Origin of the sequence: Acinetobacter sp. CIP 102637, from assembly GCF_000368425.1 — a bacterium.
GTDB classification, from domain to species: Bacteria; Pseudomonadota; Gammaproteobacteria; order Pseudomonadales; family Moraxellaceae; genus Acinetobacter; species Acinetobacter parvus.
Window position 1 is genome coordinate 207,331 of sequence record NZ_KB849435.1, and the last position, 14,650, is coordinate 221,980.

At 43.8% G+C, this 14,650-nt stretch carries 13 protein-coding genes and 1 pseudogene; 3 read left to right on the top strand and 11 right to left on the bottom strand.

Annotated elements, in window-relative coordinates; all coding sequences use genetic code 11:
* Window positions 1–24: 24 nt before the first annotated feature.
* The 9 genes from F967_RS04155 to F967_RS04195 form a co-directional block, all read right to left on the bottom strand.
* Window positions 25–2,922, bottom strand: coding sequence for a valine--tRNA ligase (locus tag F967_RS04155; protein WP_004798382.1), 2,898 nt, complete (start codon window positions 2,920–2,922; stop codon window positions 25–27).
* Between the two features lie 523 nt (window positions 2,923–3,445).
* Window positions 3,446–3,634, bottom strand: coding sequence for a hypothetical protein (locus F967_RS04160; RefSeq protein ID WP_004798384.1), 189 nt, complete (start codon window positions 3,632–3,634; stop codon window positions 3,446–3,448).
* A 381-nt stretch (window positions 3,635–4,015) separates the two neighbouring features.
* Window positions 4,016–4,723, bottom strand: coding sequence for a glycosyltransferase family 2 protein (locus F967_RS04165; protein ID WP_004798385.1), 708 nt, complete (start codon window positions 4,721–4,723; stop codon window positions 4,016–4,018).
* A 14-nt stretch (window positions 4,724–4,737) separates the two neighbouring features.
* Window positions 4,738–5,340: a class I SAM-dependent DNA methyltransferase gene (locus F967_RS04170; RefSeq protein ID WP_004798387.1), complete on the bottom strand. Its 603-nt coding sequence runs from the start codon at window positions 5,338–5,340 to the stop codon at window positions 4,738–4,740.
* Window positions 5,333–6,154, bottom strand: coding sequence for a PIG-L deacetylase family protein (locus F967_RS04175; protein ID WP_004798389.1), 822 nt, complete (start codon window positions 6,152–6,154; stop codon window positions 5,333–5,335). Before F967_RS04175 ends, F967_RS04170 begins: the two co-directional genes overlap by 8 nt.
* Entirely contained in the window at window positions 6,142–7,239 is a 1,098-nt protein-coding gene (locus F967_RS04180; protein ID WP_004798391.1) for a hypothetical protein, read from the bottom strand. The genes F967_RS04175 and F967_RS04180 overlap by 13 nt, the downstream gene beginning before the upstream one ends.
* A 56-nt stretch (window positions 7,240–7,295) precedes the next feature.
* Window positions 7,296–8,720 carry an alpha,alpha-trehalose-phosphate synthase (UDP-forming) gene (locus F967_RS04185; RefSeq protein WP_004798393.1) on the bottom strand — a complete coding sequence of 475 codons (1,425 nt, stop codon included), beginning with the start codon at window positions 8,718–8,720 and terminating at the stop codon, window positions 7,296–7,298.
* Window positions 8,708–9,541 carry a trehalose-phosphatase gene (gene otsB, locus F967_RS04190; RefSeq protein ID WP_004798395.1) on the bottom strand — a complete coding sequence of 278 codons (834 nt, stop codon included), beginning with the start codon at window positions 9,539–9,541 and terminating at the stop codon, window positions 8,708–8,710. The genes F967_RS04185 and otsB overlap by 13 nt, the downstream gene beginning before the upstream one ends.
* A gap of 43 nt (window positions 9,542–9,584) precedes the next feature.
* Window positions 9,585–10,748: a zinc-dependent alcohol dehydrogenase gene (locus tag F967_RS04195; RefSeq protein ID WP_004798397.1), complete on the bottom strand. Its 1,164-nt coding sequence runs from the start codon at window positions 10,746–10,748 to the stop codon at window positions 9,585–9,587.
* 279 nt (window positions 10,749–11,027) lie between these two features.
* Between F967_RS04195 and F967_RS04200 the strand changes: the two are divergent.
* The 3 genes and pseudogenes from F967_RS04200 (at window position 11,028) to F967_RS04210 (ending at window position 13,614) form a co-directional block, all read left to right on the top strand.
* A pseudogene (locus F967_RS04200) lies at window positions 11,028–11,941 on the top strand (transposase).
* A gap of 191 nt (window positions 11,942–12,132) precedes the next feature.
* On the top strand, window positions 12,133–12,795 hold the full coding sequence (locus F967_RS04205) for a hypothetical protein (protein ID WP_004674981.1): 663 nt from the start codon (window positions 12,133–12,135) through the stop codon (window positions 12,793–12,795).
* 12 nt (window positions 12,796–12,807) lie between these two features.
* Entirely contained in the window at window positions 12,808–13,614 is an 807-nt protein-coding gene (locus F967_RS04210) for an SDR family NAD(P)-dependent oxidoreductase (protein WP_004760932.1), read from the top strand.
* Between the two features lie 19 nt (window positions 13,615–13,633).
* Here F967_RS04210 and F967_RS04215 read toward each other — a convergent pair whose 3' ends face one another.
* Window positions 13,634–14,071 carry a YbjQ family protein gene (locus F967_RS04215; protein WP_004798401.1) on the bottom strand — a complete coding sequence of 146 codons (438 nt, stop codon included), beginning with the start codon at window positions 14,069–14,071 and terminating at the stop codon, window positions 13,634–13,636.
* Between the two features lie 8 nt (window positions 14,072–14,079).
* Complete coding sequence (locus F967_RS04220) at window positions 14,080–14,430, bottom strand: YbjQ family protein (RefSeq protein ID WP_004674976.1); 351 nt, start codon at window positions 14,428–14,430, stop codon at window positions 14,080–14,082.
* Between the last annotated feature and the right edge of the window lie 220 nt (window positions 14,431–14,650).

Here is a 14,650-nt window from a genome sequence, read left to right on the forward strand (position 1 = left end):
TTTTATTCAATACGCTAGTCATAATTATAAACTTGCAATTTGCTCCATATTCGCTTTAATCTTCGCTAATTGGTCAGCGAACTCAGCCAATTTGACTTTTTCACCATCAACAACGGCTGCTGGTGCTTTAGCGACAAAACTTTCGTTAGAAAGTTTAGTTGCGATTTGATCATGTTGCTTTTGAACCTTATCCAGGTCTTTCTGCAAACGACCTAATTCAGCTTTCGGGTCAATTAAACCCTTCATTGGAACAAATACAGAAACATGACCCACAACAGAAGAAGAAGATAATGGCGGTTGTTCGCCGTCAACCAAGAATGTAATGCTTTCAACTTTAGCCAATGCCTTAAATAATGCTTCAATACGGGTGATTTGCTCACGTTCAGTATCAGAAATGTTTTGCAGCAATACAGGCAATAAACGCGCATTACCCAAGCCCATTTCACCACGAATGTTACGTACCGCACCAATCAGGCCTTGTAACCACTGCATATCTGCTTCAGCTTGATCATTGATCTTCGCTTGATCAGGCACAGGATATTGTGCGGTCATGATGGTTGCGCCACCTTTGCCCAACATTGGTGCAAGGGTTTGCCAGATTTCTTCAGTCAAGTATGGCATGAGTGGATGTGCCAAACGTAAAGAAGCTTCCATTACTGCAAGTAACACACGGCGAACTTCTGCCTTACGTTCTTCTGACACATTGGCATCGTTAAGCACAGGCTTGGTCAGTTCGACATACCAGTCGCAGTATTCATTCCAGATAAAGTCATAGATCGCTTGCGCCGCAAGGTCTAAACGGTAGGTGGCAAATGCTTGATGCACCGCAGCTTCTGCTTTCTGTAAACGGCTGATGATCCATTGTTCAGGAAGTTCCCATAAATCAGGACGCGCTTCCTGACCAACGGTTTGCCCCTCAACATTCATTAGAACAAAACGGGTTGCGTTCCAGATCTTGTTACAGAAGTTACGGTAGCCTTCAACGCGTTTTAGATCGAACTTGATGTCACGACCCGTATTGGCAAGCGCACAGAACGTAAAACGAACTGCATCTGTACCGTAGGCATTGATGCCGTCTGGAAATTCTTTACGGGTTGATTTCTCAATCTTCGCTGCGTCTTTCGGATTCATTAAGCCAGTGGTACGTTTCGCAACCAGGCTTTCAAGATCAATACCGTCAATCAAGTCTAACGGATCAAGTACGTTGCCCTTGGACTTCGACATCTTCTGACCTTCACCATCACGGACCAAGCCATGAACGTAAACCGTCTTGAATGGAACTTGTGATGAACCATCTTCATTTTTCATGAAGTGCATGGTCATCATGATCATACGGGCAACCCAGAAGAAGATGATGTCAAAACCTGTCACCAACACATCAGTCGGGTGGAACGTTTTAAGGAAGTCATTGGCTGCATCTTTCTGTGCATCGCCAGTCCAACCTAAAGTTGAGAACGTCCAAAGCGCAGATGAGAACCATGTGTCCAAAACGTCTTCGTCTTGTTTAAGTTCTACATCAGCAGCGATGTTGTTTTTGCTACGAACGTCTTCTTCATTGCGTCCCACGTATATGTTTCCTTCTGCATCATACCAGGCAGGAATACGGTGGCCCCACCACAGTTGACGCGAAATACACCAGTCCTGAATGTCACGCATCCATGACATATACATATTGGTATATTGCTCAGGCACAAACTTAATACGACCATCCTGAACTGCTTCGATTGCAGGTTCAGCAAGTGGCGCAATTTTGACATACCATTGATCGGTCAATAATGGTTCAACAATCACACCTGAACGGTCGCCACGTGGCGCTTTCAAGTCATAAGGTTGGATTTGATCTAACCAGCCTTCAGTTTCCGCTTGTTCAACCAACTTTTTACGGGCAGCAAAACGCTCTAAACCAATATAGTCCGCAGGGGCAGGCAACAGTTGAGAAATTTGCTCACCCGCTTTGGCGATATATTCAAACTCAGCCAGCACTTCGGCATTTTTGTTGAAGATGTTGATGATGGCTAAGTTACAGCGTTTACCGACTTCATAGTCATTAAAGTCATGCGCTGGGGTGATTTTCACGCAGCCAGTACCGAAATCTTTTTCGACATATTCATCAGCCACCACAGGTACTAAGCGACCTGTAATTGGGAGAATAATGTTTTTACCAATCAGGTGTGCATAACGTTCATCTTCAGGATGTACCGCAACTGCTGTATCGCCTAATAAAGTTTCTGGACGTGTGGTTGCCACCACAAGATAGTCATTACCATCTTTGGTTTTCAGTGATTTATCTTCAAAGAAATACTTAAAGTGCCACAATGAGCCTTTTTCTTCCTTGCTTTCAACTTCAAGGTCAGAAAGGGCAGTTTGCAGTTTAGGGTCCCAGTTCACCAAACGCTTGCCACGATAGATCAAGCCATCTTCGTGCAAACGCACAAACACTTCCTTTACGGCATTGGATAGACCATCATCCATGGTAAAGCGTTCACGAGACCAGTCCACAGATGAACCTAAACGGCGGATTTGCTTGGTAATCGTTCCGCCAGATTGTTCTTTCCATTCCCAAACTTTGTCGATGAACTTGTCACGGCCCAAGTCATGACGGGTTACACCTTGCAAACCGAGTTGACGCTCGACCACCATCTGCGTTGCAATCCCCGCATGGTCTGTGCCTGGTTGCCATAAGGTGTTTTTACCCATCATACGGTTATAGCGAGTCAAGGCATCCATAATGGCATTGTTAAAGCCATGCCCCATATGCAGGCTACCTGTCACGTTTGGCGGTGGAATCATGATACAGAATGATTCACCCTGACCTGATGGTTTGAAGTAACCCTGTTGTTCCCAGATTTGATACCATTTCTTTTCGATCTCGGTTGGATCGTAAGTGGTTGCAATATTTTGAGCAGATTGAGCGTCAGTCATAGTACAGAAGATTAAAATTGAATAAAAAATTGGATCTATTGTAGCAAAAAAACCGCCAAGATTTTCATCTAAAAAAGCCGATGAAATGCGTTGGTTTTTTTAGTGGGAAAAAGTTGGATTTATGTGTATTGGATCACGTAAATAAAAATGTGAACGGATAAAATAACAACATAAAACTACTAAAATATGAATCAGAGGATGGTTCAGATGAGTTATTCAATTTTACTAATAGGACTTACGCAAAAAGCATAAAATTTTGCGAAAGCGGATAAAAATATAGTAGCATAACATAAAGAGATAAAGAAAAAAAGCTATCACCCGCTTAGACGACTGTCAATATTTACTGGTAAGCCAAACCAATGACACCCTTACCAACTACGCAGAACATCATCCTGAATCAATTAGTCATGACCGCATCAATCGATACCTACGTCATGACAAACTAAAACCCAAGCTCGTATGGGAAAAAGTCAAAGACGACATCGTATTAGACGACGATGGCTATCTTATCTTTGATGACAGCCTACTCGATAAAAATCATAGTCACAAAATCGAATTGGTTAATCGCCAATACAGTGGCAACGCCCATCGCATTATTAAAGGCATCTGTATCGTTAACTGTATCTATGTCAATCCAAAGACCGAACAATACTGGCTCATTGATTACCGTATTTATGACAAAATCACCGATGGCAAAAGCAAACTTGACCATCTAAAAGAGCCTTTTGATTCGTTAAACCATTTTACGGTGCCGTTTACAGTATTTGACATAGGATTGTCCTTGATTAGATAGATTTTAAAAGTGGTCATCTGATTCTAAAGCTGGAACTAAGCCACAACACGATTCTATTTAGTATGAAAGAATTGCGGCAGTTTTGATACACGATTGACTTAAAATCTAGGACACAAGCGTAATGAAAACGAACTTAGAATAGACTTAATGTAATGCGATTGAAACTTCTGACTACTTTCTAGCTGTTGTCCAGTATATAGTAATATCGGCAGATAGCAAGGGATATCACAATAGTTTTGTAAGTGAATGCTATTGCGCCCGATTTTTGTAGCTTTATTTAAGCCAAAGGCTGGTTCTCATTTAAGCCGAAGGCTGATTCTCTAAGCTCCTTAAAAAATGGGCAAACCCTTCATCCGCACGGGCATCAAGGCGACTGCTAGTCACCACGCGTACCAAATTACTCCAAATAATGGGTAAATTGGCTTGCTCAAATTTTTTCACCAAACCCACATCTTCGTGGCAGGTTAATTCATCAAAACCACCCACCGCCAGATAATCTTGACTGGCAAAGCTCAAATTTGCCCCATGAATATGGCGATGATTCATACAATCTTGATAATGGGCGAGGTATTGCTGTTTGGTACTCTCTGACAATGCATCCCAACAATCAATGCTCACCACGCCACATATCATAGCTGTGGGTTCGGCTTTTAGGTGTTTGATTTGTGCAACTAACCAATCAGCTTCAACCATACTATCGGCATCGGTGCAAGCAATCCAATCAGCCCCTTGCTCAATCAAGTAGCGCACGCCCAAATCCCTGACTTTACCCACACAGCGAAACTCACAGCACAGCCAGTCTACGTGGGCGTTTTGTACTTTTGATAAGGTATCATCATCACAGCTATCTAGCACGACCACCGTTTGTACCGCTATGTCGCTTGATAGCTGAGCAATCGCCTGTTTGATGGCATCCAAACAAGCGCTGATGCTATCGGCTTCATTATGAGCAGGGATGACTATGCCGATTTTTTTGGGCAGCCGCTGTGAGACTGGAGTATTTGACATGATATTTTCCTTAATTATTCCACTAGGTTTTCTTGCTCGGCAAGGCTTTGGTGATTGGCTTGCCAAATGGTCAACAAAAAATCTTGGTCAATAACATGGCTTTGCTGAGGGTAGAGTAACTGTTGTTGCAAACTGTTGTGGACTGTTTCGCCTGTCAGTTGAAACCCGTCAATCGGATAGCGCCAATGACAGGCTAAAATCACGCCATTGTCTGTCAATGCGCTGTTGAGCCAAGCGATGACTTCGGTCAGCGAGTCAGGTGCCAAGTAGTATAAAATCTCACTGACCACAATCAAATCAAATCGCTCACTCGGCAAATCCTGCGGTATCAAGCCTTGCATAACCTGCACATGCGCCTGGGTTTGCAGACGCTCACTGGCAAGTCTGACTGCCTCAAGTTGCCCATCCATACACCGCAAATCATCGCAGCGCTGGGCTAACTGCTCACTAAATACGCCATTGCTACAGCCTAGTTCAATCGCCTTGGCAAAATGTGGGTAGGGCAACAATGACAGGCAAATCGCGCGTTTTCGCACTTCATACCAGCGTTTTTCATATTGCCAAGGGTCGCTACTATCGGCATAAATTTGGGCAAAATACGCTGACACATCAGTCATGAAGATATACCTCAAATGGTTGGCTAAGCCTAGTTAACGTGGTATCTGACAAAATTGGCGCTGTTCCCGTTGTTGGGTCAGCATAGATTTGGCTGCTAAAACAGCGCATGGCATAACTTTTTCGCTGCGTCTGCAATTCGCTTAAATCAAATCGCCATGCCTTGTGCCAGGGAATACGGCTATCGCCAGGCTTTGCCCAATGCCATGCCCAAATCAGCACTTGATAGCAGGTCAAATTTAAGCGACTTTTAAACTCATGGGCAAAACGCTGTACCACTTGCCCAGTACTTTCATGGTCGGGATGACCATCGTACGCAAATGGGGTAATTAAAATATCATCGGGCTGAATCAGTGATGTTAATTTGTCAAAAAAATCCGCTTGTCGCCCAAAAACTTCGCCATCAGGAAAATTCAAGCTTATCATCGACACATTGGGCAAATCCAAACTGCTACCCAGCGTTTCAAGCGCAAGCTGGCTTTCAAGTGCTCGGATTTTTGCCAGTTTGTCGGTCGGATACAGCGGTGAGTTAGGGTGGCTTTTTTCGCCTTGGGTAACACTAACAATCAATATTTGATTACCTTGAGACACCAACGCTTGCAGCAGCCCACCACAGCCCAAAATCTCATCATCTGGGTGCGGCGCAAAAAAACACACGCGCCGATGGGTGGAAAAATGGGTTGGTATATCCAGTCGGGTGAGACTCTCTAACCCTTGCCAGGCTTGCCAGTCTTGTGCAGATGTGCCGTTGCCTGCAATTAAACGGTCACCCACAATCGGATGCAGTGGGGCGTGCTGGGAACTTACAGTTGCCATAATGCCCCTTGTGAATCGCCTTGCTGTTGGGCAGTCAATTTGCCAATCGCTTCACTGTCAAATGCGCCATGGGTTTGACGGATAAATACCGATAAATCTGCCGACAGCCGTGCAAAATGGGCGTTTTTGCAAAAAGGCGTTGCGCCCAAGGCTTTACCCACTTTTTCAAGCACTAGCATGGCGGTGGTCTCCACTTGCGCTCTTAAGATACGGATAGGGAGTGCATGACTTTGGCTAGGCTCACTGTCGATTAATTGCGCAACCTGATGAAAGTATGCTTGGGTGACACTGAGTGCTTGCGACACTTCGCCAAGATAAAGTGCTTTAAAGGCTTGGGGTTTTTGCTGATAGCTGTCCAATAAAAACTGTGCCAACTGGGCTGCCGCGCCATACCAACAAGCCGCTACCCCTGCTGCACCATGCCAAAATCCTGGGCGGTCGAGATAAGGGCTGCTACCTTTGGCAATCGCATTTGATATGACTTGGGTGGCGTTAGCGCCTTTTAGATGGAGCGTGGCTGTCGCCGTGTAGGGCATACCTACCGCATACCAACCGCTGTCATCAATGGTCACTTGCGGCTGCTTCATGGCTAACATCAGCAATTGGGCGTTATTATGGGCATCTCGGAAACTAACCAAGCCATGATCGACAAAGGTCGCACCCGAACACCACAGTTTTTGTCCCGTGCATGTTTCGCCATCAAAACGCACTGGCTCATCACCGCCTTCTGCTGCCCATACTGCCCATAGGCCTTCGGCGATATCGTCCACGCCCAATTCTGCCAGAATCGCCAATGCATCAAGATGCGACTCAAAAAATTTGACCAGGTTCAAGTCACAAGCGGCAACCTGTGCCAATACTTGCCAGCGCTGTAAAGTATGACCGTCAGCAGGCAAGGCAATTTGGGCCGACAAAAGCACCAACTGTGACAAAGTTTGCTTTAGTTGTGTGACATAAGCAGCATCGCTTAGTTTAGGTGATGTATCAACCGTTCTACGAAAGTCTTGCAAAATAGCGGTGATTAATTTATTCAAGTCCGATTGGTGATAGTCGGTAGGTAAAGCATGATCCAACACTGGTGTCATTGTGAATTTCTCATTGGCTGTTTTGTTGTCTATTTCATTGTCTGTTTTATTGTCTGTTACATTGGGTTATTTGGTTTATCCATGTCGGTTAAATCTGCCAAAAAATTCGCTAGCCACGTGTGAATATCGGTCTCATAGATGGTCTTTAGTAGCGATTGGTGACGTTGTTCCCGTTGTCGTTTGGTGATGGTCAATGCTTGGTATAAGCCCTCTATCATGCTGTCGTTGCTATTTGGGTCGACCAATATAGCTTGCTGAAGTTGGTGCGCTGCCCCCGCATTTTTAGACAAAATCAAAATCCCTGCGTTTTGTTCATCCTGTGCGGCAATGTATTCTTTTGCCACCAAATTCATGCCGTCTTTTAGCGAATTAACCCAACAAATTTGGCATTGCCTAAATAACGGCATTAAATTGTCATGACTGACAGGGTCTTCTTGATAGATAATCGGTTGCCAACTGGCAGTAGCAAATTGGCTATTAATTTGCTCAACTAGGGTATGCACTTGTTGTCGTAACTGTTGATAAGTCTCAATATCGAGACGGGATGGGCAAGCAATTTGATAGAGCTGAATTTGTTCAAGATATTGTGGATAACGCTGCAAAAAGGCGGCAAAAGCTTGTAAGCGTTCGGGAATACCTTTGGTGTAATCCAGTCGTTCCACCGCTAAAATCGTGGTGATGGTTGAAGTGAGATTTTTTAATACAGATTGGTCTGAGAGCGGTTGACTGGCAAGATGGCGAATATGGACAGGATTGATACCAATCGGATAGGCTTGTATTAAGGTGGTATGATTGCCATGGGTAATCAATGTACGCCCATTTGTTTGGGTAATCTGGATGGCGTGGGGGAGTAACTGCTCAATCACTGCGACACAATTTTGAGCGTCTTGTTGGGTTTGTAATCCAACCACATCATAATCGAGTAATTGCTGGATTAACGTTTGACCATAAGTCAAAAAATCCCAAACGAATAACTTAGGAAACGGAATATGTAAAAAAAAGCCAATGCGCTGTTTCATGCCTAAGTCACGGCAATGCCTTGCTACCGCCAAAAAATGATAATCTTGTATCCAAATCATATCGTCAGGCTGCGCGATTTGCTGTAGCTGTTTGGCAAACATAAGATTGACAGCTTGATAAACGCTAAAATCTTCACTACTTGATACAATCAAATCCGTGCGGTCATGCATCCCCGCCCAAAGTCGATTATTGGCGTAACCGCAGTAATATTTTTCATATTGCATGGGTGAAAAAGCCGTCGTGACATAGGTGACTTTGTCATGCTGCTCAGTCGCAAATTGGTTGACGGTATCGGGCATATCGCTGATATTTGTCACTACTTGACCGCTCCAACCGACCCAAATACCGCCATCTTTGGCAAGGGCTTCTTGAAGCGCTACTGCCAACCCCCCTGCCACAGCTTTAGGTGACTGTTTATTAGGTAAATTAACCCGATTCGATAACACAATCAACTTTGACATAGGGTCAATAATCCTCGAAGTAACGCGGTAACCGCTGAGACGTCGCTCACATAATAATGAGCATGGGTGGGTTCACAACCGACTTTGACACCAATTCCTATGATATCACTACCTTTCTTATTTGATGTATCACTATAACTTTGTACGGCAATAAATCCTGCTTCATCGGTCACATCATCGCCGATAAATATCGGATGGCAATGAGGATGATAGTGTTTTAAAACATGGTTAATGGCACTGCCTTTATCGACACCTTGAGGCAATAGCTCATAAACATATTTGCCCGCTTTAAGTTGCCAATCATTAAAATCATGCCCAATAGCTTGCATGATAGTTAAAGCTTTATCGGCAAGTTCGGGATGCTCACGAAAATGCAGTGCCACACCAAAAGGTTTTTGCTCAATGCGCCAGTTTGGATGATTACCAGTAGCGTTAATGACGCTTTGAATAATTTGTTGTAGCTGCGCTAAATCGATGTCCACCAAAGAATAGCTATTTATTAGAGTATCGCATTGCAAACCGTGACTACCAATCACCGGCAGTTTTAACGGCGCTGTCAAACGTCTAGCGTCGGCAACTGAACGCCCTGTTACTAGCCAAATGGGTATATGATTTTGTAACTGCGCTAAAATTGCTAAATTATCATTGCTGATAAAACTTTGCTGGGGATCGGGGTGAAATTCACTCAGTGTCCCATCAATATCTAACAGTAGCAACAAGCCAGAAACCCCTTGCACAACTTTGGCTAAATTATTAGCTAAAAGTTGTGAGGGGCTAGTGACTGAATGATTAATCAGGGTATGAAGGTGACTCACACTCATCTTATATTTTTATCATTCCAAATCTATCCATGACGAGGTAAAATTACGGCGTCAAAATCACTTTTCGACACTCTTCTTCACGTTTTTCAAAAATTTCATAACCTTTTGCCGCATCAGATAGATTCATACGATGGGTAATAATCGCTTCAGGCGATAAATCCCCATTTTCAATATGTTCAAGCAGTTGTGGCAAGTATTTATGTACATGAGTTTGACCCATTTTAAAGGTTAATCCTTTGTCAAACGCATCACCCATTAAGAAACCATGAATCGGACCTGCATACACCCCAGGAATACTGACTGTACCTCCACGGCGTACCGCTGCTATACACTGACGTAATGCCGCACCACTTGAGCCTTCAAGCTTGAGCGTCGTTAATACTGTTTCAACTATGCTACCTTTTGATTCAAAACCAACGGCATCAATCACCGCATCGACACCACGATGCCCCGCAGTTTGCTCAATAATGGCTTCTGCGGCATCTACTTTGTCAAAATTGACAGGAATTGCGCCATACGTATCTTGTGCGTATTGCAGACGATAGTCATTGTGGTCAACGATGAATATTTGTGCAGCGCCTAACATTTTGGCACAGGCGGCTGATAGCAAGCCCACAGGTCCTGCACCATAGATAGCCAAGGTCGAGCCTTTGGTGACATTGGCATTCGTCACCGCTTGCCAAGCAGTCGGCAAAATATCCGATAAGAACAACACTTTCTCATCAGGCAATGAACCTGGGACTTTAAAAGGACCAAAATTGGCTTTTGGGACACGCACATATTCTGCTTGTCCACCGGGCACACCGCCATATAAATGACTAAAACCGAACAATGCCGAAGGTGGCGGAATTAGCTTTTTGTTCATCGCCGCGCCAGGACCTTCATTGGTGGTCTCACAGGCTGCCATCAAATCATTTTGACAAAAAAAGCAGCTACCACAGGCAATTACAAAGGGTATCACCACACGATCGCCTTTTTTTACCGCCGTGACGTCAGCGCCCACTTCTTCGACAACCCCCATAAATTCATGACCAAAAATATCGCCTTCTTCGGTCGCAGGGATTTTGCCACGGTATAAATGTAAGTCCGAGCCACAAATGGCGGTAGCGGTGACTTTTAAGATAATATCATCTTTGGCTTGTAATTTTGGGTCGGGCACATTGTCGACTCGAACATCTTTGGCACCGTGATAGGTTAATGCGCGCATGGGTATGACTCCTAGTTATTGTTTTTTGACTGTTATCTGACCAAATAATACAGCGGCACTGAACTGTTATGTGGCGTTATCATTTGATGTTTTGCAGAGTAACACGCGCCATGCACGGTTGTTGTCTATTCATGTAGTAGATAGGTAAATGTAATGTAAGCTGCCTTACAATAAACCATTGAAAATATTATATAATAGGACTTACGCAAAAAGCATAAAATTTTGCGAAAGCGGATAAAAATATAGTAGCATAACATAAAGAGATGAAGAAAAAAAGCTATCACCCGCTTAGACTACTATCAATATTTACTGGTAAGCCAAACCAACTACACCCTTACCAACTACGCAGAACATCATCCTGAATCAATTAGTCATGACCGCATCAATTCTTTGATGACAGCATACTCGATAAAAATCATAGTCACAAAATTGAATTGGTTAATCGCCAATACAGTGGCAACGCCCATCGCATTATTAAAGGCATCTGCATCGTTAACTGTATCTATGTTAATCCAAAGACCGAACAATACTGGCTCATTGATTACCGTATTTATGACAAAACCACCGATGGCAAAAGCCAACTTGACCATCTAAAAGACATGCTACAGCACAGTATTGAACACAAACAAATTAAATTCAAATATGTGCTCATGGATACCTGGTATGCCACCAAAGACATCATGTTGTACATAGACAGCTTAAAAAAGATTTATTACTGCCCATTAAAATCTAACTGTAAAGTTGACGATTCAAAAGGAGTAAACCCTTACAAAGCAGTCAACGAATTAACTTGGACTGACCAAGAGCAAAATGGCAAACTGATTAAAATACATGCCTTTCCTAAAGATTACAAAGTGCAACTGTTCCGAGTAGTGGTTAATGAAAACCGCACGGACTGGATTGTCACCAATGACACCACTCAGGATTCATCAGATGGCACACGATTGGTGTGTGCCATCCGCTGGAAGATTGAGCAGTTTTACCGAGAACTTAAACAACTCACTGGTATTGAAGCTAATCAGTGTCGTAAGGCTCGTATTCAGCGGAATCATATTTGTTGTTGTATGCTGGTTTGGCTGCAGTTAGCCAGACAGGCTAAACGGTTAAAACAATCTTTATATCAGGTTAAAAAGGGTTTACTCAGTGATTATTTGCGTGAGCAGTTACGCTCGCCTTTGGTCGTCTTTGCGTAAGTCCTAACTAAAAATTAATGAAGCAACACACGGTCAATCATTTTTTGGCATTTATGCATGTCGATGCGGAATAGAATATGGTAAATTCGGCGTGTAAAAAGCCAAAAATCATATAAAACAGTTTGATGGAAAACTAAGGGCTTGTTGAACAAGCCCTTATTTTATGCAATCTAAGAATTAGGGTAATTAGAATGAACACCGCCGTTTTTTTAAATATTCATGCGGATACATACGCGAGATTTGCGCATATTCGAGCGCAGTTATTACAGGGCAGTAAGGAAAGTCAGGCAAATGCTTTGGGGAATGTCCTGTCAGAAATGGCTTGTGAAGTGATTGAACAGGTTTTTATGGTGCTGCTACAGGAAAACCAGCATCATTCCCAAACAGGCGAATCCGAAAAGGTGATTCAGCAAATTCTGGAAGCCATTCGCAAATATATGCCGTGGTCAGTTTCATTTTTTGGCAATGACCGATTGGTTCCTGTGGTGGAATATCTTTCCAAAACCATTCAGCTTGAAGATGAAAAGGTTTACATGACCTATCCAATTGAACAGCAGCTTGCACAACAGGTGAAAAGCTCAAGCCATAAGCTTGCTGGTGGAGACCGTCATGAAACGGTAAATGCGTTGAAACTGCTGACTGATGTGATAGATGTTGGTGTGACCCATTTAATTCGTGAACCAAAAAAATGTTTAAAGTTCAATTTTGTGGTGGATAAAACCCTCAATGGCGTGATCAACATGACCACACATCTAGGCTATAAACGTTTGGAAAAACTAGGCACTCAACTGGATCAGCAGGTTGCGGTCATTTATGTGGATTACTTCTTAAAATTTATGCGTCATCAGGCATAGGGGATCATTGATATGGCAAAGCTAAAAAACCTTGAAAATAAAGTGGTATGGATTACAGGGGCTTCTTCTGGTTTGGGCAAGGCGCTGGCAAGGGAATGTGCCTTGCAGGGTGCGCAGGTGGTGCTGACTTCACGCCGTTATGATGAACTGGAAGCTGTGCGTGTCGGTTTGTTCAAGCCAGAACGTCATGTTTCAATTGCCGCTGATATTACTGATGAAGCCCAGGTACGTCATGCGCATGAACAGGTTTTGGCATGCAAAGGGCGAATTGACTGGCTCATCAACAATGCAGGTCTGAGCCAGCGTGCCCTGATTCAGGACACCACCATGCAAACTGAACGTGCCATCATGGAAGTGGATTATTTTTCACAGGTGTTCTTTACCAAGACTGTGTTACCAACATTCCTCAAACAAAAGTCTGGTCGGGTGGTATTTGTCTCCAGTGTGGCGGGCCTATTGGGTACACAATATCGCGCCAGTTATTCAGCTGCCAAAGCGGCGATTCATATGTGGGCAAACAGTCTTCGCGCCGAGGTTTCAAAAGATGGGGTTGAGGTTTCGGTGGTTTTCCCAGGCTTTGTTAAAACCAATGTCTCTTTTAATGCCTTAAATGGTGAGGGTAAGCCACAGGGCCATCAGGATGAAGCCATTGAAAATGGCCTCGATGCCGATGTATTCGCCCAGCGAGTTGTTGAGGCTTTGATGGCAGGTGAGGAATATGTAGTTGTCGGCGGCAAGAAAGAACAACTGGGCGTATTGGTGTCCCGTTTGTCACCAAGCCTGTTGTATAAAATGATTCGTAAAACCAAAGTGAAGTAAAAGGGGCTTTTGCTCCCTTTTACTCATTTAAAATAGCCGTGCCATAAGCAAACACTTCAACCATGCCACCTTGCATCCCCAGTTCAGTGGTACTGAGACGAACCCCCATGATCTGGTTTGCTCCCATCCTGTGTGCTTCCTGCTTGAGCCGAAGCATGGCTTCACGCCGTGCCCGTTCTACCACATTTTCATAGCTGACGAGACGGCCACCAAAGAAGTTTTTAATGGTGGCAAGCACATATTTAAAATAGTCATGTGAGATCACCACATTGCTGCTTACCAATTGACCTTTTGCAGTCGTTTCAACAAAGCGGTTGGTATCAATGCGGATATGGGCAAATTGCCTTTCTTTCTCATCCAGTTCGCGTAAATGTTTTTGTTCAATATGACGACCAAAACCCCAACCGACTGAAAAAAGAATCAGAAAAATAACGATCTGAAAAATTAATCCATCCATTATATTGCCTATGCGCCAAATGGATCAGGAAGTTTAGGCGCCACAGGCTGAACCACGACAGCCGTACCATATACAAAAAGTTCGGACGCGCCTTGGGCAATATTCGATGTGGAAAAGCGAATCCCCACAATCGCATTGGCACCTAAACCGCGTGCCTTGTCGATCATGCGTTGTGTGGCTTCCTGACGGGATTCCTCAAGAAGTTCGGTATAACCTGTCAATTCGCCGCCCACAATATTTTTTAAACCCGCCATCAGGTCGCGACCCACGTGCTTACTGCGGACAGTGCTGCCATACACCACATCAAGCTGACGTAAAATTTCATGACCAGGTACAGATTCCAAGCTGCTGAGTAACATATTGATCTCGAATAAAAATACTGTATTAAAGATAAATCAACATGAGGGATGAGAAAAGCTTAAAAAGGTAATTCTCATAAATATAGCTTGGGAATATACCAAGCCATTTTGATTGAAAGTGAGATGGTTATTTGATGGTGTGATAGAAATAACCTGTAAACTGGGAATTTCATCGCGTGCCGAAGCGGCACAATATGCCAATCATTTGGGGTTAAACTAT

What these genes read in the sequence shown, in the direction of transcription:
- F967_RS04210 (WP_004760932.1), top strand. Translation starts at nt 12,808, where the DNA reads ATGGCAAAGCTAAAAAACCTTGAAAATAAAGTGGTATGGATTACAGGG.
- F967_RS04180 (WP_004798391.1), bottom strand. Translation starts at nt 7,239, where the DNA reads ATGACACCAGTGTTGGATCATGCTTTACCTACCGACTATCACCAATCG.
- F967_RS04205 (WP_004674981.1), top strand. Translation starts at nt 12,133, where the DNA reads ATGAACACCGCCGTTTTTTTAAATATTCATGCGGATACATACGCGAGA.
- F967_RS04220 (WP_004674976.1), bottom strand. Translation starts at nt 14,430, where the DNA reads ATGTTACTCAGCAGCTTGGAATCTGTACCTGGTCATGAAATTTTACGT.
- otsB (WP_004798395.1), bottom strand. Translation starts at nt 9,541, where the DNA reads ATGAGTGTGAGTCACCTTCATACCCTGATTAATCATTCAGTCACTAGC.
- F967_RS04170 (WP_004798387.1), bottom strand. Translation starts at nt 5,340, where the DNA reads ATGACTGATGTGTCAGCGTATTTTGCCCAAATTTATGCCGATAGTAGC.
- F967_RS04155 (WP_004798382.1), bottom strand. Translation starts at nt 2,922, where the DNA reads ATGACTGACGCTCAATCTGCTCAAAATATTGCAACCACTTACGATCCA.
- F967_RS04175 (WP_004798389.1), bottom strand. Translation starts at nt 6,154, where the DNA reads ATGGCAACTGTAAGTTCCCAGCACGCCCCACTGCATCCGATTGTGGGT.
- F967_RS04160 (WP_004798384.1), bottom strand. Translation starts at nt 3,634, where the DNA reads ATGGTCAAGTTTGCTTTTGCCATCGGTGATTTTGTCATAAATACGGTA.
- F967_RS04165 (WP_004798385.1), bottom strand. Translation starts at nt 4,723, where the DNA reads ATGTCAAATACTCCAGTCTCACAGCGGCTGCCCAAAAAAATCGGCATA.
- F967_RS04215 (WP_004798401.1), bottom strand. Translation starts at nt 14,071, where the DNA reads ATGGATGGATTAATTTTTCAGATCGTTATTTTTCTGATTCTTTTTTCA.
- F967_RS04185 (WP_004798393.1), bottom strand. Translation starts at nt 8,720, where the DNA reads ATGTCAAAGTTGATTGTGTTATCGAATCGGGTTAATTTACCTAATAAA.
- F967_RS04195 (WP_004798397.1), bottom strand. Translation starts at nt 10,748, where the DNA reads ATGCGCGCATTAACCTATCACGGTGCCAAAGATGTTCGAGTCGACAAT.